This is a genomic window from Pseudomonas sp. NMI760_13 (genome assembly GCF_021283245.1).
GTDB lineage: Bacteria > Pseudomonadota > Gammaproteobacteria > Pseudomonadales > Pseudomonadaceae > Aquipseudomonas > Aquipseudomonas peradeniyensis.
Map to the genome: position 1 here is coordinate 307,600 of NZ_JAJSRC010000001.1, position 24,388 is coordinate 331,987.

General features: G+C 64.9%; 27 protein-coding genes, 1 pseudogene and 1 riboswitch. Of the genes and pseudogenes, 16 read left to right on the top strand and 12 right to left on the bottom strand.

What is annotated here, in order from left to right:
* The first annotated feature begins 269 nt into the window (after positions 1–269).
* The 3 genes from LU671_RS01315 (at position 270) to LU671_RS01325 (ending at position 3,119) form a co-directional block, all read left to right on the top strand.
* A complete protein-coding gene (locus tag LU671_RS01315) occupies positions 270–1,235 on the top strand; it encodes a 2-hydroxyacid dehydrogenase (RefSeq protein WP_232854718.1) in 966 nt (321 codons plus the stop codon).
* Between the two features lie 50 nt (positions 1,236–1,285).
* Positions 1,286–2,284 (top strand): class I SAM-dependent methyltransferase, encoded by a 999-nt coding sequence (locus LU671_RS01320; protein ID WP_203647976.1) that lies wholly within the window; start codon positions 1,286–1,288, stop codon positions 2,282–2,284.
* A 38-nt stretch (positions 2,285–2,322) separates the two neighbouring features.
* Positions 2,323–2,444, top strand: a riboswitch (yybP-ykoY riboswitch).
* A 90-nt stretch (positions 2,445–2,534) separates the two neighbouring features.
* Positions 2,535–3,119, top strand: a complete 585-nt coding sequence (locus LU671_RS01325) for a TMEM165/GDT1 family protein (RefSeq protein ID WP_177330817.1) — start codon at positions 2,535–2,537, stop codon at positions 3,117–3,119.
* Positions 3,120–3,192: 73 nt separating this feature from the next.
* On the opposite strand, the gene LU671_RS01330 is transcribed toward LU671_RS01325, so the two are convergent.
* Positions 3,193–4,008, bottom strand: coding sequence for a M48 family metallopeptidase (locus LU671_RS01330; protein ID WP_110735860.1), 816 nt, complete (start codon positions 4,006–4,008; stop codon positions 3,193–3,195).
* A 1,235-nt stretch (positions 4,009–5,243) separates the two neighbouring features.
* Between LU671_RS01330 and LU671_RS29615 the strand changes: the two are divergent.
* Positions 5,244–5,447, top strand: a pseudogene (locus LU671_RS29615) (HAMP domain-containing protein); the annotation flags it as partial.
* Between the two features lie 111 nt (positions 5,448–5,558).
* Positions 5,559–6,302: a methyl-accepting chemotaxis protein gene (locus LU671_RS29620; RefSeq protein ID WP_442964115.1), complete on the top strand. Its 744-nt coding sequence runs from the start codon at positions 5,559–5,561 to the stop codon at positions 6,300–6,302.
* A 153-nt stretch (positions 6,303–6,455) separates the two neighbouring features.
* On the opposite strand, the gene LU671_RS01340 is transcribed toward LU671_RS29620, so the two are convergent.
* From LU671_RS01340 to LU671_RS01350, 3 genes are read right to left on the bottom strand one after another with little or no spacing between them, the layout of a single operon-like run.
* Positions 6,456–7,076: an SOS response-associated peptidase gene (locus LU671_RS01340; protein WP_232854719.1), complete on the bottom strand. Its 621-nt coding sequence runs from the start codon at positions 7,074–7,076 to the stop codon at positions 6,456–6,458.
* A gap of 15 nt (positions 7,077–7,091) precedes the next feature.
* A complete protein-coding gene (locus tag LU671_RS01345) occupies positions 7,092–7,352 on the bottom strand; it encodes a putative signal transducing protein (protein ID WP_203647979.1) in 261 nt (86 codons plus the stop codon).
* Complete coding sequence (locus LU671_RS01350) at positions 7,352–7,534, bottom strand: CPXCG motif-containing cysteine-rich protein (RefSeq protein ID WP_010225771.1); 183 nt, start codon at positions 7,532–7,534, stop codon at positions 7,352–7,354. The genes LU671_RS01345 and LU671_RS01350 overlap by 1 nt, the downstream gene beginning before the upstream one ends.
* A 125-nt stretch (positions 7,535–7,659) precedes the next feature.
* Between LU671_RS01350 and LU671_RS01355 the strand changes: the two genes are divergently transcribed.
* Positions 7,660–8,826 carry a 1-acyl-sn-glycerol-3-phosphate acyltransferase gene (locus LU671_RS01355; RefSeq protein WP_232854720.1) on the top strand — a complete coding sequence of 389 codons (1,167 nt, stop codon included), beginning with the start codon at positions 7,660–7,662 and terminating at the stop codon, positions 8,824–8,826.
* A gap of 115 nt (positions 8,827–8,941) precedes the next feature.
* On the opposite strand, the gene LU671_RS01360 is transcribed toward LU671_RS01355, so the two are convergent.
* Positions 8,942–9,202 (bottom strand): hypothetical protein, encoded by a 261-nt coding sequence (locus tag LU671_RS01360; RefSeq protein ID WP_186733875.1) that lies wholly within the window; start codon positions 9,200–9,202, stop codon positions 8,942–8,944.
* A gap of 159 nt (positions 9,203–9,361) precedes the next feature.
* Here LU671_RS01360 and LU671_RS01365 point away from each other — a divergent pair, with 159 nt between their 5' ends.
* Positions 9,362–9,568: a hypothetical protein gene (locus LU671_RS01365; protein WP_203647981.1), complete on the top strand. Its 207-nt coding sequence runs from the start codon at positions 9,362–9,364 to the stop codon at positions 9,566–9,568.
* Between the two features lie 133 nt (positions 9,569–9,701).
* On the opposite strand, the gene LU671_RS01370 is transcribed toward LU671_RS01365, so the two are convergent.
* Complete coding sequence (locus LU671_RS01370) at positions 9,702–10,286, bottom strand: YajG family lipoprotein (RefSeq protein ID WP_011532230.1); 585 nt, start codon at positions 10,284–10,286, stop codon at positions 9,702–9,704.
* Between the two features lie 195 nt (positions 10,287–10,481).
* Between LU671_RS01370 and LU671_RS01375 the strand changes: the two genes are divergently transcribed.
* Positions 10,482–10,715 (top strand): hypothetical protein, encoded by a 234-nt coding sequence (locus LU671_RS01375; RefSeq protein WP_203647982.1) that lies wholly within the window; start codon positions 10,482–10,484, stop codon positions 10,713–10,715.
* A 605-nt stretch (positions 10,716–11,320) separates the two neighbouring features.
* Positions 11,321–12,826 carry a malate dehydrogenase (quinone) gene (gene mqo, locus LU671_RS01380; protein WP_232854721.1) on the top strand — a complete coding sequence of 502 codons (1,506 nt, stop codon included), beginning with the start codon at positions 11,321–11,323 and terminating at the stop codon, positions 12,824–12,826.
* 220 nt (positions 12,827–13,046) lie between these two features.
* Here mqo and LU671_RS01385 read toward each other — a convergent pair whose 3' ends face one another.
* The 4 genes from LU671_RS01385 to LU671_RS01400 all read right to left on the bottom strand — a co-directional run bounded on the left by LU671_RS01385 (position 13,047) and on the right by LU671_RS01400 (position 15,011).
* On the bottom strand, positions 13,047–13,337 hold the full coding sequence (locus tag LU671_RS01385; RefSeq protein WP_102685300.1) for a PA4642 family protein: 291 nt from the start codon (positions 13,335–13,337) through the stop codon (positions 13,047–13,049).
* Between the two features lie 70 nt (positions 13,338–13,407).
* Positions 13,408–13,878 (bottom strand): hypothetical protein, encoded by a 471-nt coding sequence (locus LU671_RS01390; RefSeq protein WP_203647984.1) that lies wholly within the window; start codon positions 13,876–13,878, stop codon positions 13,408–13,410.
* 99 nt (positions 13,879–13,977) lie between these two features.
* Positions 13,978–14,451 (bottom strand): WbuC family cupin fold metalloprotein, encoded by a 474-nt coding sequence (locus tag LU671_RS01395; protein WP_232854722.1) that lies wholly within the window; start codon positions 14,449–14,451, stop codon positions 13,978–13,980.
* A 2-nt stretch (positions 14,452–14,453) separates the two neighbouring features.
* The gene (locus LU671_RS01400) at positions 14,454–15,011 is read right to left on the bottom strand and encodes a hypoxanthine-guanine phosphoribosyltransferase (protein ID WP_050703742.1); all 558 of its coding nucleotides are present in this window, start codon (positions 15,009–15,011) and stop codon (positions 14,454–14,456) included.
* Positions 15,012–15,176: 165 nt separating this feature from the next.
* Here LU671_RS01400 and upp point away from each other — a divergent pair, with 165 nt between their 5' ends.
* A complete protein-coding gene (upp, locus tag LU671_RS01405) occupies positions 15,177–15,815 on the top strand; it encodes a uracil phosphoribosyltransferase (protein WP_028691132.1) in 639 nt (212 codons plus the stop codon).
* Positions 15,816–15,817: 2 nt separating this feature from the next.
* Positions 15,818–17,092, top strand: coding sequence for a uracil-xanthine permease family protein (locus LU671_RS01410; RefSeq protein ID WP_186713173.1), 1,275 nt, complete (start codon positions 15,818–15,820; stop codon positions 17,090–17,092).
* Positions 17,093–17,204: 112 nt separating this feature from the next.
* Here LU671_RS01410 and hemH read toward each other — a convergent pair whose 3' ends face one another.
* Both hemH and LU671_RS01420 read right to left on the bottom strand, forming a co-directional pair.
* Entirely contained in the window at positions 17,205–18,218 is a 1,014-nt protein-coding gene (gene hemH, locus LU671_RS01415) for a ferrochelatase (RefSeq protein WP_203647987.1), read from the bottom strand.
* Between the two features lie 13 nt (positions 18,219–18,231).
* Positions 18,232–19,137, bottom strand: coding sequence for a TIGR01777 family oxidoreductase (locus LU671_RS01420; RefSeq protein WP_203647988.1), 906 nt, complete (start codon positions 19,135–19,137; stop codon positions 18,232–18,234).
* A gap of 186 nt (positions 19,138–19,323) precedes the next feature.
* On the opposite strand from LU671_RS01420, the gene LU671_RS01425 reads away from it, so the two are divergent.
* The 5 genes from LU671_RS01425 (at position 19,324) to LU671_RS01445 (ending at position 24,382) form a co-directional block, all read left to right on the top strand.
* Positions 19,324–20,310 carry an NAD(P)/FAD-dependent oxidoreductase gene (locus LU671_RS01425; protein ID WP_232854723.1) on the top strand — a complete coding sequence of 329 codons (987 nt, stop codon included), beginning with the start codon at positions 19,324–19,326 and terminating at the stop codon, positions 20,308–20,310.
* 106 nt (positions 20,311–20,416) lie between these two features.
* Positions 20,417–21,385 carry a DUF523 and DUF1722 domain-containing protein gene (locus tag LU671_RS01430; protein WP_232854724.1) on the top strand — a complete coding sequence of 323 codons (969 nt, stop codon included), beginning with the start codon at positions 20,417–20,419 and terminating at the stop codon, positions 21,383–21,385.
* On the top strand, positions 21,375–22,250 hold the full coding sequence (locus tag LU671_RS01435) for a MerR family transcriptional regulator (protein WP_232854725.1): 876 nt from the start codon (positions 21,375–21,377) through the stop codon (positions 22,248–22,250). The genes LU671_RS01430 and LU671_RS01435 overlap by 11 nt, the downstream gene beginning before the upstream one ends.
* Positions 22,251–22,261: 11 nt before the next feature.
* On the top strand, positions 22,262–23,698 hold the full coding sequence (gene phrB / locus LU671_RS01440) for a deoxyribodipyrimidine photo-lyase (protein WP_232854726.1): 1,437 nt from the start codon (positions 22,262–22,264) through the stop codon (positions 23,696–23,698).
* A 3-nt stretch (positions 23,699–23,701) separates the two neighbouring features.
* Positions 23,702–24,382, top strand: coding sequence for an SDR family NAD(P)-dependent oxidoreductase (locus LU671_RS01445; protein WP_232854727.1), 681 nt, complete (start codon positions 23,702–23,704; stop codon positions 24,380–24,382).
* Positions 24,383–24,388 lie beyond the last annotated feature (6 nt).

The following is a 24,388-nucleotide window of genomic DNA, read 5'->3' on the forward strand; positions in this document are numbered from 1 at the left end:
AGAACGGTTCAGGAATCCACTGTAGTTCGGTGACGCACCGGTCAAATCAGCCGAAGGAATGATTTGCCGCGCCAAGGTATGAGTGGCGATGTCGGCGTTGACGAACAGCAACGCCGGGCCAGACACTGCCCCGAACGGATCGCGTGCCCTGTGGGAGCGGCTTTACCTGCGAATGCGCTAGTGGACTCGCCTGCGCATTCGCGGGTAAACCCGCTCCCACAGCTTCGAACCAACACCAAGAATGTATCCAGCCCTGCACCGGAGCCTCCATGCCCAGCCCACGTCGCGCCGTGTTTCTCGATCACCAGTCACTGGACCTGGGTGACCTCGACCTTTCGCCACTGCAGTCGCAGTTCGATGAACTGCAACTGCACGCCGCCACCGCGCCAGGGCAGGTCGCCGAACGCCTGCAAGGCGCCACGGCGGTGATCAGCAACAAGGTGATGCTCGATGCCGCCACACTGGCCGCCGCCCCTGACCTCAAGCTGATCCTGGTAGCCGCCACCGGCACCAACAATGTCGACCTGGCCGCCGCCCGTGCCCAGGGCATCACCGTGTGCAACTGCCAGGGCTACGGCACGCCGTCGGTGGCCCAGCACACCCTGGCCCTGCTACTGGCCCTGGCCACGCGCCTGTGCGACTACAACCAGGCGGTGAAGGCCGGACAATGGGCCAAGGCCAGCCAGTTCTGCCTGCTGGACTTCCCCATCGTCGAGCTGGAAGGCAAGACCCTCGGCCTGCTCGGCCAAGGCGAGTTGGGTGGCGCGGTGGCGCACCTGGCCGAGGCGTTCGGCATGCGCGTGCTGAGCGGGCAGATTCCCGGCCGCCCACCCCGGGCCGATCGCCTGCCGCTGGACGAACTGCTGCCGCAGGTCGATGCCCTGACCCTGCACTGCCCGCTCAACGAGCAGACCCGGCACATGATTGGTGCCAACGAACTGGCCCTGCTCAAGCCGGGCGCGCTGGTGGTCAACACCGCCCGCGGTGGGCTGATCGACGAACAGGCCCTGGCCGACGCCCTGCGCCGCGGTCACCTGGGCGGCGCCGCCACCGATGTGCTGAGCGTTGAACCGCCGGTCGAGGGCAATCCGCTGCTGGCGGCGGACATCCCGCGCCTGATCATCACCCCGCACAGCGCCTGGGGCGCAGTGGAGTCACGCCAGCGCATCGTCGGGCAGCTGGCCGAGAACGCCCAGGCCTACTTCGCCAGCCAGCCGCGGCGAGTGGTCGGCTGATCCGCCGACGCCTCTGGTACACTGCGCCACTTTTTCAGGAGGCGTCGTCCATGGACCCGCGCAGTGAAGTGTTGCTCCGCCAGGCAGAGCTGTTCCAAGGCCCGCTGCTGATCGCCGGCGCCCAGGCCGATGGCCTGCTCGGCCAGCTGCCCGGCGCCCATGGCTGGACCTGGCATGCCGGCGACCAGGCGCTGCTCGAGAGCCGTTTCGCCGGGCGCAGCCACTACGGCGTCGAGGTGCCCGAGGTGGCCTTCGACGCCGCCGTGCTGTTCCTGCCCAAGTCCCGCGAGCTGGCCGCCTACCTGCTCAACGCCCTGGCCTCGCGCCTGGGCGGTCGCGAGCTGTACCTGGTGGGGGAAAAGCGCGGCGGCATCGAAGGCGCGGCCAAGCTTCTGCAGGCATTCGGCAAACCGCGCAAGCTCGACAGCGCCAGGCACTGCCAGTTGTGGCAAGTAACCGTGGACAGCGCCCCTGAGGCCAAGCCGCTGGAAAGCCTGGCCGAACGCTTCGAACTGCCGCTGGAAGATGGTCCGCTGCAAGTCATCAGCCTGCCCGGGGTGTTCAGCCATGGGCGCCTGGACAAGGGCACCGCGCTACTGCTGGAGCACCTTGACGGCCTGCCCGGCGGCCATGTCCTGGACTTCGGCTGCGGCGCCGGCGTGCTCGGCGCCACGATCAAGCGCCGTTATCCGCAGAGCCGGGTCACCTTGCTCGATGTCGATGCCTTCGCGGTCGCGGCCAGCCGCCTGACCCTGGCGGCCAACGGTCTGGAAGGCCAGGTGATCAGCGGCGACGGCATCGATGCCGCGCCGGCCGATCTTGACCTGATCCTGAGCAATCCGCCATTCCACACCGGCGTGCACACCGACTACCAGGCATCGGAAAACCTGCTGAAAAAATCAGGCGAACATCTGCGAAAAGGCGGCGAAATGCGGCTGGTCGCCAACAGCTTCCTGCGCTACCAGCCGTTGATCGAAGGCGCCCTGGGCAACTGTGAAATCCGTGCCGAGGCACAAGGCTTTCGCATCTACCGAGCGACCCGCGGCTAAAAACAGGGCTTGCCGAAAGCGTTTCGCCTAGGCAGAATCCGCTCCGTCCTAGGGGAGTAGTCTCCCGCGAGCGCCCTGCTCGCCCGGCACGCGTCAACACACTTGGCCCACAGGCCATGGCGCGTGCGACCCACGATCTGCGCAGACAGGTCCAGGGTTTGACAAGACCTATGACACGCACACCTTACCCGGGGCGGGAAGGCTGTACGTGTCATAGCCGTGTCGACCCGCCCCCGTAGGAATCCTGATGCTGGAATCGTTACTCGTCCCCACCGCCATCGTTGCCCTCGCCGAAATCGGCGACAAGACGCAATTGCTTGCGCTCATCCTTGCCGCACGCTTTCGCAAGCCTTGGCCGATCATTGCCGGGATCGTCGCCGCGACCCTGGCCAACCATGCCGCCGCCGGTGCCGTGGGCGCCTGGGTCAGCGGTTTCTTCAGCGAGTCGGTGCTGCACTGGATTCTTGCCGCAAGCTTCACCGCCACCGCGCTGTGGACCCTGGTACCGGACAAGATGGACGATGACGAAACCAGCAACGCGCGCCGCTTCGGGCCGTTCGTCACCACGCTGATCGCGTTCTTCCTCGCCGAGATCGGCGACAAGACCCAGGTGGCCACGGTGATGCTGGCCGCCCAGTATCCGCACCTGATCATGGTCATCATCGGCACCACCTTGGGCATGCTGATCGCCAACGTGCCGGTGGTCCTGGCGGGCAACTTCGCGGCGGAGAAACTGCCGCTGACGCTGATCCGTCGCCTGGCGGCGACCGCGTTCATCGTGCTGGCCATCGTCGCGGTGTATTCGGCGATGAAGACCAGCGGCTGGATAGGGTGAAGCAGCGACAAGTGGCAAGCTACAAGCGGCAAGAAAGAGCAGATGCGTCCTTACTTGCCGCTTGAAGCTGCTTTTACTTCTTGGCCGCTTGATACAACGGCATCACCTTCGGAATCGCTGCCTGCAGCGAGGCGATCCGGCTGCTCGACGCCGGGTGGGTGCTCATGAACTCAGGCGGCGCGCCTTCGGACGCCTTGCTCATCTTGTTCCACAAGGTGATCGCGGCGTTCGGGTCGTAGCCGGCGCGGGCCGACAGCTCGAGGCCGATCAGGTCGGCTTCGTTCTCGTTGGCCCGGCTGTTGGGCAGGGTCATGGCGTAGTTCACCACGGTGTCGGCCATGGCCATGCTGTCCTGGCCCAGGCCGAAGATCGCGCCGGCACCCTGGCGGGCCATTTCCACGCCATAGGCCTTGGACATCGCTTCACGGCTGTGCTCGCGCAGGGCGTGGGCGATCTCGTGGCCCACCACCGCGGCGATCTCGGCGTCGGTCAGCTTGAGCTGATCGATCAGGCCGGTGTAGACGATGATCTTGCCGCCCGGACCGCAGTTGGCGTTGAGCTCGTCGCTCTTGATCACGTTGACTTCCCAATTCCACTGCGCGGCATCCGGCCGGAACTGTGGTGCCTGGGCAATCAGGCGCTTGGCGATGGCCTGTACGCGCTTGGCATCATTGCTGCTCTTGTCCAGCACGCCCTTGCTCGACGCCTCGCCGAGGGTCTGCTGGTAGGACTGGGCGTACATCTGGTTGACCTCATCGGTCGAGAGCATGCTGAACATGTACTGCTGGCGCTGGACGCCCACGGCACCGCCACTGGTGGTATTGACCGCCTGGCAGCCGCCGAGCAGGACGCTGGCCGTCAGCATGCTGACAACGAATGACTTACGCATGAAAACACTCCCTATTTACGTGCCGCGTATCCTAGGCCCTGACGCCCGTGCCTGCCAGAGCCACAGGTAAGATTTCTGACAAGCCCCTCATGCTTTGGTATTAGCCCGCCGATAACCCTCGGTAACGACCTCCTTGCGCGCGGAGCTTTGCCATGAAGTTCAAGTCGATCCAGTTTTCCGTGGCCGCCCTGGCCGGTGCCATCGTGCTGAGCATTGTCGCGGCCCTGGTGCTGTACGCCGTGTATTCCGGGCAGCGGACCCAAACACTGGTGCAACAGCGCACGCAACAGCAGTTCGAGACCGTCATCGAACAGCGTCTCTCGGCCCTGGCCCGCACCCAGGTCAGCGAGATCCAGCGCGGCCTGGAAGCGCCCCTGGCGATCGCCCGCGGCCTGGCCACCGGCAACGCCATGCTCGGCATGCAGGGCGCCGATGGCCAGCCGCTGATGCGCATTGATCGTGAACACCTGATCAACCAGCTCAAGCGCACCGTGGAGGTCAACCCGAGCGTGCTGGGCGCTTACCTGGGCTGGGAGCCGAACGCCCTCGACCATGCCGATGGCCGTTACGTCGGCAGCCACCTGGTGGGCATCGACAGCGCCAGCGGGCGCTTCCTGCCCTGGTGGTTCCGCAATGGCGACGGCAGCCTCGGCCAGGACAAGCTGGCCGATGTCGACGACCGCACGGTGCTCGCCACCGGCGTGCGCGCCAGCGAGTACTACCTGTGCCCCAAGGAGTCGAAGAAGGCCTGCGTGATCGATCCCGCGCCTTATAAGGTGGGCGACAAGATGGTCATGCTCGCCTCGTTCGTCGAACCGATCATGATCGACGGCCAGTTCCAGGGCATGGCCGGCGCCGACCTGTCGGTGAACTTCATCCAGGACTTGCTCAATGCCGCCGACCGCCAGCTCTACGACGGCGCCGGCGAACTGGCGCTGGTCTCCAGCAACGGCCGCCTGGTGGCCTACACCCGCGATCCGGCCAAGTTCGGCGAAAAGGCCGGCGACGTGCTGGACAGCGACGAAGCCAACACCCTCAAGAACCTGAGCGGCGAGGCGCTGCACTATGAAGTGGACGCCGCCAAGGACCGCATCGAGCTGTACCTGCCGTTCAAGATCGCCGGCACCGACGCACGCTGGACCCTGCTGCTGGAGCTGCCGCTGAGCACGGTCATGGCCGACGTCAACCGCCTGCAGCAGGACCTGGCCGAACAGCGCCGCACCGATATCGCCGGCATGACCGTGGTCGGCCTGGGCATCGCCGCTCTCGGCCTGCTGGTGATCTGGTTGCTGGCCCTGGGCATCGCCCGCCCGCTCAAGCAGATGGTGAGCATGCTCGACGACATCGCCCAGGGCGAAGGCGACCTGACCCGGCGCCTGCAGAGCGACCGGGCCGACGAACTGGGCGCCATCGCCAAGGGCTTCAACACCTTCCTGGCCAAGTTGCAGGCGATGATCAGCCAGGTGGTCAGCTCGGTGCAGAAAGTCAGCGACTCCTCGGAACACACCGCCGACATCGCCATCCGCACCAACCAGGGCGTGCACAAGCAGATGGCCGAGATCGACCAGGTGGCCACCGCCGTGCACGAAATGACCGCCACCGCCCAGGATGTGGCGCGCAACGCCACGCAAGCGGCCCAGGCCGCCAGTGAAGCCGACCGCGCCGCCAACCAGGGCCTGGACATCGTCCGCGATACGTCGCACTCGATCAGCGAGCTGGCCGCCGAGATCGGTCGCGCCGTGACCGTGGTCCAGGACCTGGCCCGCGACAGCGAGAACATCAACGCCATCCTGGTGACCATCCGCGCCATTGCCGAACAGACCAACCTGCTGGCGCTCAACGCCGCCATCGAGGCGGCCCGGGCCGGCGAACAGGGCCGCGGTTTCGCGGTGGTCGCCGACGAGGTGCGCAACCTGGCGCAGAAGACCCAGCAGGCCACCCAGGAAATCCAGCAGATGATCCAGCAACTGCAGCTGGGCACCCGCGAGGTGGTCAAGGTGATGGAAGACAGCCAGGGCAAGACCGACATCAGCGTGCAGCAGGCCAGCCGCGCGGCCGAGTCGCTGGCGAGCATCACCCAGGCGGTGTCGGTGATCAACGACATGAACACGCAGATCGCCAGCGCCGCCGAGGAGCAGAGCGCCGTGGCCGAGGACATCAACCGCAACGTGATCAACATCGGCCAGGTAGCCGGCGAGGTGGCCGGCGGCGCCGACGAGTCGAGCCAGGCCAGCGCCGAGCTGACCAAGCTGGCCGAGCAGCAGCGGCGGTTGATCAATCAGTTCAGGGTGTAGGCCTGCACGCGCGCCCTTGTAGGAGCGGCCTTGTGCCGCGAAAGGGCCGCGAAGCGGCCCCAGGGCTTCAGCGTTGACGCAAAGATCGCCGGGGCTGCTTTGCAGCCCTTTCGCGGCACAAGGCCGCTCCTACAGGGAGTTAGCGCACGCCACCTAGGCGGGAGTCAGGCACTCCGGCCCATTGAGCTTCGGATCGTTGACGAAATTCGCCAACGCCCGCTCACGCAGTGCCGTCGGCGGTTTGGCCAACAACTCGTGCAATCTGGCCATCGGTGTTTCAGGATCCAGCCACAGCGCCTGCTCGGCCTCGTCCAGGATCAGCGGCCGACGCTGGTTCATCGCCGCTTGCGTCACTACCGCGCAACTCAGCCATGCCTGCTCCTGCACCGGGTAGACCTCCCACAGCGCGGCGAAGAACAGCGACGCGCCCTCCCCCGGCGTCACCCAGTACGGGCGCTTGCGCGCCGTGCCTCGCCATTCGTAGAAACCGTTGGCCGGCATCAGGCAGCGCCGCTGGCGCAAGGGTTCGCGAAACATCGGCTGCTCGGCGAGGGTCTCGGCACGGGCCTGGGCCGGGGTGCGGGACAGGTCGGTGAGCCAGGCCGGGGTCAGCCCCCAGCGCGCACCGGCCAGCTGCAGCTGGCCGTCGAGCTGGCGTTGGATCAGCACCGTGGCACCGGGCGAGATGTTCCATTGGGCCTGCTGGCCCGCGGGGAAGCCCGGCAGGCCGGCGAAGCTCTGGGACCAGCGAAACAGGGCGTAGCGTCCACACATGGGCGAAATCAAAACCTAGCAGATCAGGGTTCCGGGATAACTCTCCGGTTCGTCGCCGGCAAGCGGCTGGGCGGCATTGTACGCATCGATCAACTGCCGTGCGTAGCCTGCCTGCTCATCCGGCACCGCCAGCCCCAGCAGTCCGTGCATCGGTAACTCGCCTGCGGCGCCCATCAGGTCGCGCCCGACCAGGTGCACCTCGATGCCCTCGCTGGCCAGCATGCCCACCAGCACCTGCGCCTCCAGCAGGCTTTCCGGCTCATAGATCCGTTGCATCAGTCGTTCTCGCCGTAGACATCGAGCATCCACTCCTCGCCATGCACCTGCAGCACGAAGCGGATCGGCTTGCAGCACACCTGGCAATCCTCGATGTACTCCTGGTCGCCGCCGGACAGGTCCACCGTGGTTTCGACTTCTTCGCCACAATAAGGGCAATCATAGATCGCAGTTTCCAGCATCGCGGCCTCCGAAGTGACTTGTGCGTATAATTGCCGGTCTGTTTACAGGGCCTGTGTGCGTCCGAGCCGTTTTTCGGAGCCCGCCCCTACCTAATTACCCTAGCCGTTTCCAACAAGAGAGCATGATGGGCGAATTCGATGCCATCCGACCGTACGACGACGCTGAGGTCCCTGCCGTTCTGGCACGCCTGCTCAGCGACCCGGCATTCCTCGATATCCTCACCCACTTCCGCTTCCCGCGCGCGGCCGGCGCCTTCGGCTGGCTGCTCAAACCGCTGATCGCCCGGCGCCTGCGCAAGGAATTCGCCGGCGTGAGCTGCGTCTCCACGCTGCAGGACAAGGTCGAGTACTACGTCGACCGCACCATCGACCGCGCCACCGACGGCGTCACCTATACCGGCGTCGAACAGCTCAAGTCGGGGACCGCCTACCTGTTCCTGGCCAACCACCGCGATATCGTGATGGACCCGGCCTTCGTCAACTACGCGGTGTACCACGCCGGCCTGCCGACGCCGCGCATCGCCATCGGCGACAACCTGCTGCAAAAACCGTTCGTCAGCGACATGATGCGCCTGAACAAGAGCTTCATCGTGCACCGCTCGATCAGCGGCCGCCGCGAGAAGCTGGCCGCCTACCAGTTGCTCTCGGCCTACATCAACCACTCGATCCGCAACGATTGCGTGTCGATCTGGATCGCCCAGGCCGAAGGCCGCGCCAAGGACGGTGACGACCGTACCGATTCGGCGATCCTCAAGATGTTCCACATGAGCCGCAAGGACGAGCCGTTCGGCGCGGTGGTCCAGAGCCTGAACCTGACCCCGGTGTCGATCAGCTACGAGTACGACCCCTGCGACCAGGCCAAGGCCCGCGAGCTGTACATCCGCGCCACCACCGGCAGCTACACCAAGGCGCCGGGCGAGGACGACAACAGCATCGCCCAGGGCATCACCGGCTACAAAGGGCGGGTGCACATCAACTTCGCCCCACCGGTGACCGATTACCACGAGGACACCAAACAACTGGCGCAGGCCATCGACCGGCAGATCCTCGGCGGCTACCGGCTATTCCCGGTGCACTACCTGGCCTATGCGATGTGGGCGGAGAAGGACGCGACGCTCGAGGTGCCGAGCGCGGAGAAACTGTTCCCGGCCGACGAGTTGGCCAAGGCGAAGGAAGAATGGCAGCGCCGGCTGGACGCCTGCCCGGTCGAGCATCAGCCGTACCTGGTGCAGCAGTATGCGACGCCGGTGCGTAATCAGTATCAGGTGAAGCGTCAGCCCGCGTCGGCCTGACAACGCAACTGTAGGAGCGGGCTTGTCCCGCGAAGGCGTCAGATCAAGCAATGATGTGATCTGATATGACGCCTTCGCGGGGCAAGCCCGCTCCTACACAGAGCAGGTATCGCCTTCAGATCCAGGTACTGAACCAGGACAGCAGCAAGGCCATCGCCAGGCAGCAGAAGCCCAGGATGTAGTAATAGCGCGGTATCCGCTGCTCCAGCGCATCCACCACGCCTTCATCCACCGCCAGGCTTTCCCGGCTCAGCGCCTCGCGACGCCGGGCGCTGTGCAGCAGCAGCCCGCCAGGGCAGGTAATGAGCAGGGCCAGCAGGTTGATCAGCTTGGCCGGATGGGCGGCCAGGAAGCCCCAGAACACTTGCAACGACATTGCGCGACCTCGGTATCACGTGCGGCAAAGCCCGGCATTCTACCCAAGCCCAGGTTCACTGCCGCCACTTTGCGACCAGCTGTCATTTAATTTCATCTGTCACACGCTCGTCATCAAGGCAGGCCACCCTGTCGGCCTTCAACCGAACCGGAGCTTGTCATGCTGCACGCCGAAAACCAGGACCGCCTCTACCTTGTCGCCCAGAGCGACGAGCAGCAGGCGCTGATCGATGGCTTCGCGATCAATGTCCAGGACCGCCAGTGGCTGGTTTACTGCGCGCTGGGTGGGCATGCCCACCAGGACCTGCCTGAGGTCGACCCGTACACCGGGATCAGCCTGCTGGACTTCAATGTGCTGGCTGCCTGAACCGCGCTGCCTGCTCTCCCACTGAAGCCCCACAGCACGCGTGGGAGCGGGCTTGCCCCGCGACAGGCCAGTACAGACAACAAAAAACCCGCAGCCTGATCACAGGCTGCGGGTTTTCTTCACTGCAAAAACCTTACTCGCCCAGAACCTGACCGACGGTCGGGTCCTTGAACAGACGGGTCAGGGCATCGCTGAGCACATCACTCACCAGCTTGGTGTTGGTTTCCTGGTTCGGCGCCATGCCGAAGCGCTGGTCCAGCGAAGCACCGTAACGGCCGCTGTAGCGGCGGTTGGCGTTGGACACGTCGGCACGGAAGGTGGCGCCGATGGTCGCCTCGGTCACGTACATCTTGTCCTTGGGCGACTGGTACTTGAGCTCGGCCAGGGTCACGGTCAGCTGCGGCGCGTTGTAGGCGTTTGGCGTCGGGGTAAAACCAAGCAGGCGCACCGCCGCCTCGGCCTGGGCCTGCAGCTTGGGCACGACATCGTTGCCATTGACGGTGATGGTGCTGGTCTCGGGGTACATGCCACCACGGGTGCCGAGCGATTGCGAGGCGCGCCCGTCGACGACCTTGACCACCACCGGCTGGCCATGGCCGACCGGGGCCAGTTGCTGGGTAAGCTTGGGTTGCGGGCTGAGTTGCTGCGGGCTGTGGGCACAACCGGCCAGGCTCAGGCTGGCCACCGCGAACAAACCGACCAACAGACGTTGCAACATGCGCGTTTCTCCAGAAAAAGCGGCAAAGGCCCACAGTATACCTAGCGGCAAGCTTCCAGCGGCAAGCTGCAAGCAAAAGCACCTACGCTTTTCCTTGCAGCTTGCCGCTGGAAGCTTGCAACTGCCCTTCTGTCACAATCGTTTCATGCCCCCCGGTTACTCTGGCGCCAGCCCTCACACACAGGACTGACCACCATGGCCTCGCTCTGGACCCTGCTCTTGCACCGCCCGCGCCACGCCACCTACGCCCGTCTCGACAGCGACGGCATCTGCCTCGGTTTCAAGCACTGCGCCACGCCACCGGGCAACGGCGCCTGGGTGCAGGTGAACGAGGCGCAACTGGCCTGGCTCGGCCGCCCGCTGCCGGCCAGCGCCCGGATTTGCGCCCGTGCAACGCAGCGTTGGCAGCAACGCACCCTGTCGGCCTGACAAACGCTGCAATAAAAACCCAACAAGTACGCCCTTTCCGCCCGCGACATCGTTATAATCTCCCCCCGATTATAAGGACGTCTCCTGATCGGGCCCCGCATTCGCCGCTTGACCCCGGCACCCTCGACGCTTCGCCCACAGAGAGCCTTCCACTCAGGTCTTGCATTGGCTGTCGTGCCTGCTGTTTCCGGCCTTCTGCTTCGCATGAACCTGCGGGTTGCCATCGCGCAGTCCACTTTTGAGGTTCACGACTCCAAAAGAGCGTGAAAAAACGGTTTTTCACAACTTCACGAGAGTGTGGCGAGCAAATGAACAGTCTGGCATGTGCAAGAGCGGCAGATGTGTCCCGAACAGCCCTGAACAGACGGCAAAAGCGCTCATCCCCGATGAGCCTCTGAGGCCGGTCCATAACGCACGACGGAGCACTTGACCATAAGTCGAATTGCCGCACCCGTGGCAATGGGCGTTCAATAGCCGAACACCCAAGACTGACTGGCGGTATCCGCGGAAGTTGCAAGAACTGCGAAGAGTCGGACATGGCGATCCTGGCCACCCCACGGATCCTATGCTGTCAATTAGGTGCTGTAGATTGTGGAGACGCGTTAATGGCGCAGAACGAATCGGTTGATGTGGTACTGGTAGGCGCGGGCATCATGAGTGCCACCCTGGCCGTACTGCTCAAGGAGCTCGACCCGACCCTGAAGCTTGAGGTCGTCGAGGCGATGGACTCCGGGGCCGCGGAGAGCTCCAACCCCTGGAACAACGCCGGTACCGGCCATGCCGGCCTGTGCGAGCTCAATTACACCCCGCAGGCCGCCGATGGCAGCATCGACATCAAGAAGGCCGTGCACATCAACACCCAGTTCGAGGTCTCGCGCCAGTTCTGGGCCTACCTGAGCCGCAAGAGCGGCTTCGGCTCGCCGCGCGCCTTCATCAACCCGGTACCGCACCTGAGCTACGTCGAGGGTGACAAGGGTATTGCCTTCCTCAAGAAGCGTTTCGAGCTGCTCAAGCAGCACCACGCCTTCGCCGAGATGGAATACACCGAAGACCAGGCGGTGATGAAGGAGTGGATGCCACTGATGATGCCAGGCCGTCCGGCCGACCAGCGCATCGCCGCCACCCGCGTGATGAAGGGCACCGATGTCAACTTCGGCGCCCTGACCAACAAGCTGCTCAAGCAACTGGGCAACAGCCCGGACGCCCAGGTCAAGTACAGCAAGAAGGTCGTCGGCCTGCGTCGCAAAGGCAGCGGCTGGACCGTGAGCATCAAGGACGTCAACAGCGGCGGCAGCCGTGAGGTCGACGCCCGCTTCGTCTTCCTCGGCGCCGGCGGCGCGGCCCTGCCGTTGCTGCAGATGTCCGGCATCCCGGAGAGCAAGGGCTTCGGCGGCTTCCCGGTCAGCGGCCAGTGGCTGCACTGCGACAACCCGGAAATCGTCAAGCAGCACCAGGCCAAGGTCTACAGCCAGGCCGCGGTCGGCGCCCCACCGATGTCGGTACCGCACCTGGACACCCGCGTGGTCGATGGCAAGACGTCGCTGCTGTTCGGCCCTTACGCCGGCTTCACCACCAAGTTCCTCAAGCACGGCTCGCTCCTGGACCTGCCGCTGTCGGTGCGCGCGGGCAACCTCGGCCCGATGTTTGCCGTGGCCCGCGACAACATGGACCTGACCAAGTACCTGGTCAGCGAAGTGATGCAGTCGATGGAACAGCGTCTGGAATCGCTGCGCCGCTTCTACCCCGAGGCGAAAGCCGAGGACTGGCGCCTGGAAGTGGCCGGTCAGCGCGTGCAGATCATCAAGAAGGATCCGAAGAAAGGCGGCATCCTGCAGTTCGGCACCGAGCTGGTCTCGGCCCAGGACGGCAGCCTGGCCGCGCTGCTCGGCGCCTCGCCGGGCGCCTCGGTGACCGTGTCGATCATGCTCGAGCTGATCGAGCGCTGCTTCCCCGAGCAGGCCAAGGGCGCCTGGGCCGCCAAGCTCAAGGAGATCTTCCCGGCCCGCGAAAAGGTCCTGGCCACCGATGCCGCGCTGTACCACAAGATCAGCGCCGACAACGACGAGGCACTGGAACTGGCGGAAAGCAGCCCGGCCAAGCACTACGCCTGATCCGGCTGAAACGAAAAAACGCCCCTCGGGGCGTTTTTTTGTGCCTGCCTCACTGCCCCCACCTCTCCTCTGTAGGAGCGGCCTTGGGCCGCGAAAGGGCCGCAAAGCGGCCCCGGCGATATTGAGGTATGGCATAAATCTGGGGCTGCTTCGCAGCCCTTTCCGGCCGGTCCGACGCCTCGGCAAGGCCGCTCCTACAGGGGAAGCCGAACGCGCGAAATCAGCCCCGGGCGTTATCGATGATCTCGATGTACTCCGGCGCATTGCGCTGGTCGGCGATCGCCTCGACGAAGGTCTTGCCGTGCTCATCCTTGCCATCGAGGTCGTAACCGGCGGCGACGAAGAAGCCCACATAACGCTCGAAATCATCGACGCGCAGGCCGCGGTAGCCCTTGATCAGCTTGTGATGAGACGGCGAGGTCAGGCCATCGGCCGGCTCGAACTGCAGGAACGTCTTGATGTACTCGTCGCTGATCTCGTCACCAATCACTTGTTTCTTGTCTTTACGCATCGCCGACTCCAACTGGGCCATCACGGACATTTTCGAAGGCCGGCAGTTTACCCCTCGAAACCTGCGGCCCTCAACGCGTACGTACGGTACCGGTGTGCAGGTCGGCCCAGATGTGGCCATTGGCGTAGGTAAGGAACTGCACGTACAGGGTTTCGTTGCGCAGCAAGTCCATGATCACCCGGTAGTCGGCCATCGGGTAGTTGAGGGTCAGGGTCCGGCTCTTGTCGTCATAGGCCGGCTTTTTCAGGCTCTTGCCACCCTCACCGTCGAAGTTGAGCAGCACCTGCGTGATGGTCGAGCCCTTGCTCAACGGCTTGCCCTTCAGGCGCATCTGCAGGGACGAGGTGATCGGAATCGGTTGCTGGTCGGACTGGCGCTGGGTGCCCACCACTACGCTGTAGTCGGTGACCTGCAGCAGTTGCTGGCTGGCCGGAGCCTCCTGGCGCAGGGACAGGTCGTCGGGCGGGAGGAACTGGCTGTGCAGCGGCGCAGCGGAAAGCGGCAGGCTCACCGCCAGCAGGAGGGGGACGATCGCACGCATGTGGGGCTCCTAGGCATGAGCAGGCACTCTACGCACAGGCCCTGTCGCGGGGCAAGTCGCAGCGGCGAACCACCACCCCCACGACAAGGGGGCGCAGGCTCAATCGAACTGCGCGCGCATCCAGGCGTGATACTCGGCAACGCCCGCTTCACCGTCGCGTGGCGCCCACTCGGCCAGCTCACCCTCGCCCACCGGACGGTACGGCCCAGCCTTGCACTCGAACATGATGCTGTCGTCTTCCAGCACCACCAGGCCATGGAAGACCCCCGGCACCAGGTCGACCCCCAGGCAGTCGCCACCGGCCTCGAGCACACGCTTGTCAGTCAGCGTGCCCTGGTCGTCGAAAATCAGCAGGCCCAGGCGCCCCTTGAGCACGATCAGCGTCTCGGCCTTGTCGTCGCTCAGATGACGGTGTGGCTGGATGTAGGTCCGCGGCTGCAGCCCCACGGCCATGCGATGACACGGCTCCTCCATCTCGTGGAAGTTGTGGTTCTGCCGACCGCGCGGGCTGGCGGTGGCCCGCTCTGCCAGCCCGGCGAACAACGACTGATCGAGGAATCCGGGCTGGCGCATGATCACAGCCCCTTGACCGCGAAGATGCCGTTGGCGTTGCGCCAGTAGCCCTTGTAGTCCATGCCGTAGCCGAAGATGTAGCGGTCAATGCATGGCAGGCCGGTGTAGGTGGCCTTCAGGTCCGGGCTGGCCTTGCGGTCGTGGTCCTTGTCGATCAGCACCGCGGTGTGCACCGCGCGGGCGCCGGCGTGCTTGCAGAACTCGATGATCGCGCTGAGGGTGTGGCCCTCGTCGAGGATGTCGTCGACGATCAGCACGTCGCGGTCGATGAACGACACTTCCGGCTTGGCCTTCCAGAACAGCTCGCCGCCGCTGGTGGTGTTGCGGTAGCGGGTGGCATGCAGGTACGAGGCTTCCAGCGGGAACTGCAGGTGGGTGAGCAGCTTGCCGGAGAAGATCAGGCCGCCGTTCATCACGCAGAAGACCACCGGGTTCTTGTCGTGCAGGTCCTGGCAGATCTGCTTGCCGACCTCGGCGATGGCGGCCTCGACCTCGGCTTCGTTGTACAGGCAATCAGCCTCGTGCATCACTTGACGGATATGCTCGAGATCGGCGGACATGGCGCTCTCCAGGGGGTGCGTTTTGGAAAAGCGGGCAAAGGTACGCATCCGCTCGTCCCAGATCAAGCCTTTATGGACTAACGTGCACAATGACTGCACGACATCAAGGACTGAATAGATTAATCTAGCGCGGTTTTTTTGCCCGCCTCCCGGAGCCCTCCCCCTATGCCTACTCGTGAGATCCGCCATCCGCTGATCCGCCACAAGCTCGGCCTGATGCGCCGTGCCGATATCAGCACCAAGAATTTTCGCGAACTCGCCCAGGAAGTCGGTGCACTGCTGACCTATGAAGCCACCCAGGATCTGCCGCTCGAAACCTACGAGATCGACGGCTGGTGCGGCAAGGTGCAAGTCGAGAAGATCGCCGGCAAGAAGATCACCGTCGTGCCGATCCTGCGCGCCGGCATCGGCATGCTCGACGGCGTGCTCAGCCTGGTCCCCGGGGCCAAGGTGAGTGCCGTGGGCGTGGCCCGCAACGAGGAAACCCTCGAGGCCCACACCTACCTCGAGAAACTCGCGCCGGACATCAACCAGCGCCTGGCCCTGATCATCGACCCGATGCTGGCCACCGGCGGCTCGATGGTCGCCACCATCGACCTGCTGAAAAAGGCCGGCTGCAAGGAAATCCGCGCCATGGTCCTGGTCGCGGCGCCCGAAGGCATCGCCGTGGTGGAGAAAGCCCACCCCGACGTGCAGATCTACACCGCCTCGATCGACCAGCGCCTGAACGAGCACGGCTACATCGTCCCAGGCCTGGGTGATGCCGGCGACAAGATCTTCGGCACCAAGCAGAAGGACGCCTGACCATGCAGGACGGCTTCAACGACCCGCTCTGGCGCCAGGTCGTCTCGGGCGCGCAGATGCTCTTCGTGGCATTTGGCGCGCTGGTGCTGATGCCGCTGATCACCGGCCTCGATCCGAACGTGGCGCTGTTCACCGCCGGCATCGGCACCCTGCTGTTCCAGCTGGTCACGGGCCGTCAGGTCCCGGTATTCCTGGCTTCGAGCTTCGCCTTCATCACCCCGATCATCCTCGCCAAGGGCCAGTTCGGCCTGGCCGAGACCATGGGCGGCGTGATGGCCGCAGGCTTCGTGTACACCTTCATGGGCCTGATGGTGAAGATCAAGGGCACCGGCTTCATCGACCGCATGCTGCCGCCGGTGGTAATCGGCCCTGTGATCATCTCCATCGGCCTGGCCATGGCGCCGATCGCCGCCAACATGGCCATGGGCAAGGGTGGTGACGGCGCTGCGCTGATGCCGTACAAGACCGCCATGCTGATCTCCATGCCGGCACTGCTGACTACGCTGATCGTCGCCGTGTTCGGCAAGGGCATCTTCCGCCTGGTGCCGATCATCGCCGGCGTGCTGGTGGGTTTCGCCCTGTCGTTCGCCTTTGGCGTGGTCGACACCGCCAAGATCGCCGCAGCCCCTTGGCTGGAACTGCCGAACTTCACCGCACCGGCCTTCAACTGGCAGGCCATCCTGTTCATCGTGCCCGTGGCCCTGGCCCCGGCGATCGAACACATCGGCGGGGTGATTGCGGTGGGCAGCGTGACCGGCCGCGACTACCTGAAAAAGCCCGGCCTGCACCGCACGCTGCTGGGTGACGGCCTGGCTACCACGGCAGCCGGTCTGTTCGGCGGCCCGCCCAACACCACCTATGCCGAAGTGACCGGCGCGGTGATGCTGACCAAGAACTACAACCCGAAGATCATGACCTGGGCGGCGGTATTCGCCATCACCCTGGCCTTCATCGGCAAGTTCGGCGCGCTGCTGCAGAGCATTCCGGTACCGGTGATGGGCGGCATTCTCTGCCTGCTGTTCGGTTCGATCGCGGCGGTGGGCATGAACACCATGATCCGCCACAAGATCGACCTGGCCGAGGCGCGCAACCTGGTGATCGTTTCGGTGACCCTGGTGTTCGGTATCGGCGGCGTGCTGATCGGCAGCGGCGACGGCCCGGACGACTGGGGCCTGAAGGGCATCGCCCTGTGCGCCGTGGTGGCGATTGCCCTGAACCTGATCCTGCCGGGCAACGATGGCTGGAAGAACAAGAAGCTGGATGATCAGTTGCCTTGAATGACTAGGTAGAAGCACCTTTGTGGGAGCGGGCTTGTCCCGCGATGGCGCCAGCCCAGGCCATCGCCATCGCGGGGCAAGCCCGCTCCCACGAAGCACCACGAACCCACGCTCAAGCCTTCTCGCACATCCCCGCCAACACCCTCACCCACTCCGGGTGATCATTCAGGCACGGCACCAGCACCAGCTCCTTCCCGCCCGCCTCGATGAACTGCTCCTTGCCCCGATCGCCGATCTCCTCCAGCGTCTCGATGCAATCGGCGACGAACGCCGGGCACATCACCAGCAGCTTCTTCACCCCCGCCTTGCCCAGCTCGTCCAGGCGCGTCTCGGTGTAGGGCTCGATCCACTTGGCCCGGCCCAGGCGCGACTGGAACGACACCGACCACTTGCCGTCCGGGATGCCCATCTTCTCGGCGAATGCCCTGGCCGTGGCCAGGCACTGGCCGCGATAGCACACCGCACGCATCTCGGCGCTGGCGTCCTTGCAACAGTCGGCGGCCTGGAAGTCGTGGTTGCCGGTGGGGTCGAGCTTTTTCAGGTGCCGCTCGGGCAAACCATGGAAGCTCAGCAGCAGGTGATCGTAATCCTGTTCCAGGTACGGGCGGGCGCTGGCCACCAGGGCATCGATGTACTCAGGGTGGTCGTAGAACGGCTGCAGAATGCGAGTCTGCAAGGGCAGCTTGCGCTCGGCAATGGTCTGCTTCGCCAACTCCACGACCGTGGTCACGGTGCTGTCGGCGAATTGTGGATAAAGCGGCGCCAGCGTTACCTTGCGCACACCTTGCGCGGCCAGGCGCTCCAGGACCTCCGGCAGCGCCGGTTGTCCGTAGCGCATGGCGATCTCCACCGGCCCATGGGGCCAATGGGCGGTCATCGCCTGCTGCAGACGGCGGGTCAGCACCACCAGCGGCGAGCCCTCGTCCCACCAGATCGAGGCGTAGGCATGGGCCGACTGCTCGGGGCGCTTGATCAGGATCAGCGACACCAGCAACCGCCGCACCGGCCAGGGCAGATCGATCACGTACGGGTCCATGAGGAACTGGTTGAGGTAACGGCGCACGTCGGCCACCGAGGTGGAGGCCGGCGAACCCAGGTTGACCAGCAGCAGGGCGTGATCGGTCATGCAGCGTCCTATGTCAGAGGCGGCTGGACAGGTTGTCCAGGGCCGATTGCAGATCGTTGAAACGGAACGTGTAGCCCGCCGCCAGCAGGCGCACCGGGCGCGCGCGCTGGCCACCGAGCAGCAGCGTCGACAACTCGCCGAGCCCGGCCTTGAGCAACAGCGCCGGCATCGGCATGAACGCCGGACGATGCAGGATGCGGCCCAGGCGCTTGGCGAACTCGCGGTTGCGCACCGGCTCCGGCGCGCAGGCATTATAGGGACCGCTGGCTTCGTTGTGCTGCAAGAGAAAATCAATCAGGCCGATTTGGTCGTCGATATGCACCCAGGGCATCCACTGCCGACCATCGCCCAACGGCCCGCCCAGGCCCAGCTTGTACGGCAGGCGCAGGCGCGACAAAAAGCCGCCATCGGCAGCCAGCACCAGGCCAGTGCGCACCAGCACCACGCGGATCCCCAGGACCTGGGCGCGCTGGGCGGTCTCCTCCCAGGCGATGCACAACTGGCTGGCGAAGTCCTCCTTCACCGGCGGCGAAGCCTCGGTGAGTTCTCGCTCGCCGCCATCGCCGTACCAACCCACCGCCGAGCCGGAAATCAACACCTGCGGGCGGCGCTCGCGGCGCTCCAGCCAGGCCAGCAACTGCTCGGTGAGGGTCACCCGGCTGGCCCAGAGCAGGTTGCGTCGCGCCGCGGTCCAGGGCCGGTCGGCGATCGGTGCGCCGGCCAGGTTGACCACCGCATCCACGTCGTCGTCATCGGCAATGTCTTCCAGCCGGGCCACACCGCGAACGCCGCTGCCGCAGATTTTCGCCACCTGTTCGGGGCGCCGGCTCCAGACCGTCAGGCGATGCCCTTGCTGGCGCCACAACTGGCACAGGTGTTGGCCAATCAAACCGGTACCGCCGGTCAGCAATATATGCATGGTTGTGTCCTCGCACTTGGCGGCCGTGGTCTATTTTTAAGATCAAGGCACTTTTTTGACCGAACGCTCTCGGATAAACATAGGCCAACCTGCCTATCGAGCGGAATAACCTTATACAAACATTGTGCATTGTACAGGTTTGCCTGGCAGCGTAGGCTGCGTATAGCTAGGTTCGAAGAGGCCATCATGACAGTACCTATTGCCATCATCGGTGCCGGAATCGCCGGCCTGTCCGCCGCCCAGGCCCTGCAGAAAGCCGGGCAGACCGTCCACCTGTTCGACAAGGGCCACGGCAGCGGTGGCCGCATGGCCAGCAAGCGCAGCGACGCCGGCGCCCTGGACCTCGGTGCCCAGTACTTCACCGCCCGCGACCGGCGCTTCGTCGAGCAGGTCCAGCACTGGGTGGCGAACGGCTGGGCGCAGCAGTGGAAGCCGCAGCTGTACAACTACCGCGATGGTGAACTGACCCCCTCCCCTGATGAACAGATCCGCTGGGTCGGCGTACCACGCATGAGCGCCATCACCCGCGGCCTGCTCAAGGATGTCACGGTGAACTTCGGCTGCCGCATCGCCGAGGTGTTTCGCGGCAAACAGTACTGGCACCTGCAGGACACCGAGGGCTGCAGCCACGGACCGTTCAGCCAGGTGGTGATCGCCGTGCCGGCGCCTCAGGCCACCGCGCTGTTGACGGCCGCCCCCAAACTCGCGGCGGTCGCCGCCGGGGTGCAGATGGAACCGACCTGGGCCATCGCCCTGGGCTTCCAGACACCGCTCGACACTCCCATGCAGGGCTGCTTCGTGCAGGACAATCCGCTCGACTGGCTGGCCCGCAATCGGAGCAAACCAGGCCGCGACGAGCATCTCGACACCTGGGTGCTGCATGCCACCTCCAGCTGGAGCAAGCAGCATATCGACCTGCCCAAGGAGCAAGTGATCGAGCAGCTGTGGGGTGAGTTTGCCGAACTGGTCGGCTGCATAGTCCCCGCGCCGACCTTCGCCCTGGCCCACCGCTGGCTTTACGCCCGTCCTGCAGTCAATCATGAATGGGGCACGCTGGCCGATGCCGACCTGGGCCTGTACGCCTGTGGCGACTGGTGCCTGTCCGGCCGGGTCGAAGGGGCCTGGCTCAGTGGCCAGGAAGCCGCCCGACGGCTGCTGGAGCATCTGGAATAATCGACGGAAAACTTATACAAAAAATTCTACTTGTATAAGTTTTTATCTGTGCTGGAATAGACTTGTACAAACCGTGCAGCCTGTACAAGTCATTCCGGAGACCGCGATGAACGCTTCACCGCCCAGCGGCAAGCCACGCTTGGCCATCAGCGCCTGCCTGACCGGCCTCAACGTGCGCTACAACGCCGGCCACAAAGCTTCCAGCCTCTGTCTGGAACTGCTCGAAAAGCATTTCGACTGGGTACCGCTGTGCCCCGAGGTCGCCATCGGCTTGGGCACGCCCCGTGAACCCATCCGCCTGGTGGGGGACCCGGACCACCCCGCCGTCACCGGCACGCGCAACAGCGCCACTGATTTTGCCGGCCCGCTGCGTGCCTACGGCGAACAAATGGCCGACGAACTCGACGATATCTGCGGCTACATCTTCATGCAGAAGTCACCGTCCTGCGGCCTTGAACGGGTCAAGGTCTACCAGGAAGACGGCCGCCCGGCCCGCCAGGGTGGCCGGGGCGCCTACGCCGCGGCATTCTGCGAGCGGCGCCCGGACCTGCCGGTCGAGGAGGAAGGCCGCCTGCACGACCCGGTGCTGCGGGAAAACTTCATTACCCGCGTCTACGCCTACGCCGACTGGCGGCAACTGCTGCGCCAGGGCCTGAGCCGCGGTGCGCTGATCCGCTTCCATGCCCGCTACAAGTACCTGCTGATGGCGCACAATCCCCAGGCGTACCGCAGCCTTGGCCGCCTGCTCGGCAACATGAGCCGCGACGACGACCCGGCGCAGCTCGGCCCGCGCTACTTCAGCCAGTTGATGCAGGCACTGCGCCGCTGCGCCAGTCGCGGCACCCATGGCAACGTACTGCAGCACCTGAGCGGCTATCTGCGCAACGATCTGGGCCAGGCGGACAAGGCCGAGCTGCAGCAGGTCATCGGCCAATACCAGCAAGGCGTGGTGCCCCTGGTCGTACCCTTGACCCTGCTCAAGCACCACCTGCGCCACCATCCCGATCCTTATCTGCTGCAACAGGCCTACCTGCAACCCCATCCGGAAGACCTCGGACTGCGCAATGCCATCTGACCCATTGCTGCCCATCGGCGAAGTGGCCCGCCTGACCGGCGTCAATCCGGTCACCCTGCGCGCCTGGGAGCGCCGGTACGGCCTGATCAAGCCACAGCGCACGCCCAAGGGCCATCGCCTTTATCCACAGGACCAGGTGCAGCGGGTCCAGGCCGTGCTGCGCTGGCTGGAGCGTGGCGCCGCGGTGAGCCAGGTGCGCGAGCTGCTGGACAATGCCGCGCACGCCACGGCGCCGATCCAGGGCGAATGGGGCGCACGGATCGAGCAGTTGATCGCGGCCATCGCCCGCCTTGCCCAGCGTCCGCTGGACCAGTTGATCAACCAGGTCATGGCCCTCTACCCCGCCGTAACCGTGTGCGAACGCCTGCTGCTGCCGCTGCTCGAAGCCCTCGAACAACGCTGGCAAACGCATTTCGACGCGCGACTGGAACAGGTGTTCCTTCAGGGCTGGCTGCGCAGCAAGCTGGGGGCGCGGGTTTATCACGACAGCCACTCGCTTGGCGGCCCCTGCGTGCTGCTCGCCCGCTCCGATGATTCCCCCTTCGATGCCGAGTTCTGGCTTTGCGCCTGGCTGCTGAGCAGCAACGGCTACCCACTGGAGATCCTCGAGTGGTCGGTCGAGCCCCGTCAACTGCGCCTGGCCGTGGAGCACCTGCAACCACGAGCGCTGCTGCTGCACCTCGGCCGTCGCCCCGACCTCGCCGCGCTGGGCCGCGCATTGAAGGACGTCAACACACTGAAACTGCTGGGTGGTAGCACCGTCAGCCTGCATGAGACGGAACTGCATGCACTGTCGCTGCCTGACCTGCACTTGTTCGACAGCCCGCTTACCGCCTTGCGCTGCCTTCAACAACCTCGACCTTGAGCCTGCAACCCATGCAATTGATCTGGCTGCGCAGCGACCTGCGCATCGATGACAATACCGCCCTCGCGGCCGCCTGCCAGCGTGGCCCGACCGTGGCCCTCTGGATCGCCAGCCCCGGCCAGTGGCAGGCCCACGACGATGCGCCGTGCAAGGTCGATTTCTGGCTGCGCAACCTGCGATTGCTGCAACAGTCGCTGGCGGCGCTGAACATTCCGTTGCTGGTTCGCACGACAGACAGCTGGGCGGGTGTCCCGGAGTGCGTGCTCGAGGTCTGTCGCCAGCACGGCATCGAGGCCGTGCACTGGAACGACGAATACGGCATCAACGAGGCCCGGCGGGACCAGGCAACCCATGACGCATTGCAGCAAGCCGGAATCACCGCCACCGGCCACCTCGACCAGCTGCTGTTCAGGCCCGGCAGCGTGCTGACCCGCACCGGCCAGTACTTCCAGGTGTTCGGCCAGTTCAAGCGGGTCTGCCTGGAGCACCTGCACCGCAGCCTGCCCCCCCTTGCCCATTCGGTGAAACGCCAGCAAGCCCTCGGGATCCGCAGCGACGCCATCCCCCTGCAGATCGAAGGCTTCGAGCCCCCTGGCGAAGCCCTACGCCAGCATTGGCCGGCAGGCGAGGATGAAGGCAGGCGGCGGTTACAGCGCTTCGTCGACGAAACCATCGATGACTACGCACAACTGCGCGACCTGCCTGCCAGGGCCGGCACCAGCCAGTTGTCCCCCTACCTCGCCGCTGGCGTGGTCTCGCCGCGCCAGTGCCTGCACGCGGCACTGGCCAGCAACCGGGGCGAGTTCGACAGTGGCAGCGTCGGCGTGCAGACCTGGGTCAACGAACTGCTGTGGCGCGAGTTCTACAAGCACACACTGGTGGGCTACCCCCGGGTCTCCCGGCACCGCGCCTTCCGCCTGCATACAGAAGCACTGCCCTGGCGCGACGCGCCCGCCGACCTGCAGGCCTGGAAGGACGGCCGCACCGGCTTCCCCATCATCGATGCCGCCATGCGCCAGTTGCTGCACACCGGCTGGATGCACAACCGCCTGCGCATGATCGTCGCCATGTTCCTCAGCAAGAACCTGCTGATCGACTGGCGGCACGGCGAACGGCATTTCATGCGTCACCTGATAGACGGTGATCTGGCCGCCAACAACGGTGGCTGGCAATGGAGCGCCTCGACCGGCACCGACGCCGTGCCCTATTTTCGGATCTTCAACCCCATCACACAGTCGCAGCGCTTCGATCCGAACGGATTGTTCATCCGCCGGTGGTTGCCTGAACTGGAAGGAAAGGACGATAAATCAATTCACTACCCCGTGAAATCCGCCGACCTATTTGCTACTAATAATTACTCGGGCCCGATAGTCGATCTCGATAGTAGTCGCCAACGCGCATTGGAAGCCTTCAAAAGCTTGACCAGCTGGCAGGATCAGGGGGCATAGAGCATGACACGTCGTTTCTGGATTACAGGAGCCAGCCACGGACTCGGCCTGGCCTTGGTGGAACAGTTGCTCGCACAAGGGCACACGGTGGCCGCCAGTGGCAGGGATAGCCAGGAACTCGACACCTTGGGGGAGCGTCACGGCACACGCTTGCTGCGGCTTTTCGGCCCCTTGCAGGATGCCGGTCAGCGGCTTAAGGCCACTTGGGGCGCGCTGGATTGTCTGCTGGTAAATGCCGGGAGCTGCGACTATCTGCCGGACAATATGGCGCATGCAGACCTGTTCGAGCAGATCGTCAGCAGCAACCTGCAGGCCACGCACCAGTGCCTGAACGCCGCGCTGCCGTTGTTGGCCAAGGGCCAGAGGCCGCAGGTCATGGCCATTCTCAGTCGCTACTCGGCATTGCAGCTGTTCGAACCGAACCAGCCGCTCAATGGCGGCAACAGCCTGCCGACATGGCTGAGCGAACAACGCAACACCCTGAGCACACTAGGCATCGACCTGACCGTGGTGGCGCCTCAGTCGCTGAAGACCCCGGTGACCTCGGTACAGGCCATTCCGGAGCCCTGGACGGCGCAAAGCGCAGCGCAGGAGTTGCTGGCGGGCCTGGATGAGCGCCAACCCGAGCTGGTACTGGAGGTGCTCAACCCAGGCGAACTGTGGCCGCTGCCGAAAAGCAGTTGAACCTGC